General features: G+C 51.9%; 2 protein-coding genes. Both read right to left on the reverse strand.

Annotated elements, in window-relative coordinates; all coding sequences use genetic code 11:
• Positions 1 to 32: 32 nt before the first annotated feature.
• Positions 33 to 1,697 carry a YceG family protein gene (locus ACJROR_RS11380; protein ID WP_406547144.1) on the reverse strand — a complete coding sequence of 555 codons (1,665 nt, stop codon included), beginning with the start codon at positions 1,695 to 1,697 and terminating at the stop codon, positions 33 to 35.
• Between the two features lie 565 nt (positions 1,698 to 2,262).
• On the reverse strand, positions 2,263 to 2,541 hold a 279-nt coding region (locus tag ACJROR_RS11385; RefSeq protein WP_406547145.1), incomplete at its 5' end, for a hypothetical protein.

The raw sequence follows: 2,541 nt of genomic DNA on the forward strand, positions 1-2,541 counted from the left end.
CCGCAGGATAAAACGCCGCTTGCGAAATGCATTTAAACAATCAGCAAAAGAAGAATGATAATGAAAGGAACTGACAGACACCCCAAAAATTTTCCGCAGCACCGCGAACGTAAGTCGGACAGCCGCGGCAGGCGCCTGTTGGGATCAGGCAGCGCCGCCCGGAATGCCGGGACTTCCAGATCAAACATGTATCCTCCGATCTGATGCGACACTGCCAGGCTGCGGTTAAAATGCCGCTCCGCGCACTGATAGCCGGTGGGCGCAAAAATCACCACGTCAAACCCGATCTGACTTAAAAATGCCAGGGTGATGTCATCCTCCAGGGAAAGCGCGGTCTCGCCGGCGGCAATGCAAATCAGCTTGGGGTTCTTCTTTGTAAAATCAAACCTCTGAATCATCCTGAGGATATCCTTTTCGAGATTCAGGGCCACGGCAATCACGGTATGCTCCATGCCGTTCTCGCCGGTGCCTTTGATGATCTTCTGATCTATGAGTCTCTGCAGACAGTCCAAAAGGTAATCCTGCACCGGTTCCCTCAAAAAGCCGTACTGATAAGCCTTGTGGGCTTTAATCCGGGTCTTCTGAAGCCGGCCGTTAATGAAAAACTCCCTTGTGAATGGCATCAGTTTTTTCCGGGAGGTTCTGGAGAGATGCGGAAAGGCTCTGATTACTGCAGTATCCGGGGTAATCAGCTTTCTGATGCTGTCCCAGTATGCATATGCGCTGCCGTCCTTGACGCCGTTTACCACAGCAAAAATCACCGGCAGGGTCACCGTGCCGTTCCGGACGCTGAAATTAGGCCGGTACTTAAGCTCCTCATCCCACAGGACGGAAATTTCCTCGTATGCGGTTTTGAGAATGAGCGATACCGCGCTGGAATACTGCTGATTCCGATAAAGTCCGTCCCCGTACAGAGAGGAGTCCAGATCCCGCTCGGCGTGATAGGATGCGGTGCCCATGGACATGCCTTCGTCCGGATCCGGGTAGGCGGACACCTCCAGGGATTCGTCATAATGAATCTCGTACAGCAGATGATCCTCAAGACAGCACTTTTTGCGGAGATCCGGGCAGAAGATGACCACATCAGCCGGGAGCCGGGCCAGAAAACGGCAAAACAGAGTCTCGGCGCTGTCACGGCAGCCCCCCATGTAAAAAAAGCAGCCGACGAGCAGCGGATCCCCGGACTCAAAAAGGTTCCGGTGATAGTGCCAGAGCCAGCCGATAAGGTAAACACCGCGGCCGGCGATTTTGCTCAGATTCTTCTCCTTCTGGCTCTCCTCCAGCATTAGCTCCGCAAAGGCCTTACGCGCAAGGCAGCGCAGTTCTCCGGTCAGGAACCCGAAATTCGGCAGAAGTCCGGCAATAAGCTCCCTGATATTCCGGAAATTTCCTCGGGTAACAGCGTCAATCTCATTGGGGCGCAGCGGGGCGAGACGGCCGTTCGCGATAACAACCTTTCTTCCGGCCGCCAGGAGATCCTGCCTGAGGTGATAAAGATCGTCAAGATAGGTAACCCGATCCTCCGCTCCCAGAATTCTCAGGAAGCAGTTTGCAAAAAATCCCGGAGCCGGATACCGGGCGGCGGGATCCTTTCTGATGTCTTTCAGGGGCTTTCCGGAGAGCCATGCGTTGGTGCAGGGCTTAAGCTGCGGCTTGTCGCCGCAGAGCTGCTCCAGATCCTTCTGAATGTCCTTCATGCTGTTTTTGATTTTCCTTTCCGTATCGGCATCCGCATCAGAAACTCCCGGGAGCCGTGTGAAGACAGATTTTTCCTTATCATGGTATCTTTGTTACATTCTGCCATAGGAAGTTCGCCACGATAACCCTTTGCATCACCGAAAAGGCTCTCTATGTGAACCTGATTGCGATACTGTCAGGTATCAGTGTCTGTCCTTGTTGCTGATCAGTATTGAAGGAGCCGTCTCTTGCCTGATGCCATTCTTTTTGAGCTTTTGTTAACCCGGTTCGCTCATCATATAAAAATCCCACTGATGTCGCATGAGATTATACACCGGCGTTTTGCAGCATAAACACCGACAGTTGCATTAACCATCGGCGCTGCCGGATCTGACGGAAGTTTTATCCGGAACAATAGCCGGTATCATCTTGAAACGCAACGGAATATTTGTCTGGATATCAGGAACCAGGTATCGATATGGAGGGATACGCGCCGGCATTGCCTGATGCGATTTTAAAAATCCCGCCTTCCGGAAGAGAGAGCCAGATAGAGAGAGACGGGACTTCTCTGATGACGAAAAAAAACTAATTCAAATCTGGCTGATTGGTAAAGGATCTGTTCTCCAGCATTGCTTTTATCTGAGATTGCAAGCCCTTCACGAGATCCTCCAAAGCAAATACTTTGGCCTCTAATTCCACCCAGGCCTTTCTTTCCCGTGCAAGCATAGCTTCCGCTTCCACCCGGGCCTGTCTTTCCTGCTCAGCAATAGCATCAGATTTCTCCAGAGCCTCCTCGGCCATTGCTACCTTCTTTTCCATTTCGTCGACTTCATCCCTTGCAGTATTAAGCGCCAGCAAGTTTTT

Origin of the sequence: Succinimonas sp. (assembly GCF_045225735.1) — a bacterium.
Lineage (GTDB): Bacteria > Pseudomonadota > Gammaproteobacteria > Enterobacterales > Succinivibrionaceae > Succinimonas.

Excerpts from the sequence above, each read along its gene's own strand:
- ACJROR_RS11380 (WP_406547144.1), bottom strand. The coding sequence starts at position 1,697 with ATGAAGGACATTCAGAAGGATCTGGAGCAGCTCTGCGGCGACAAGCCG.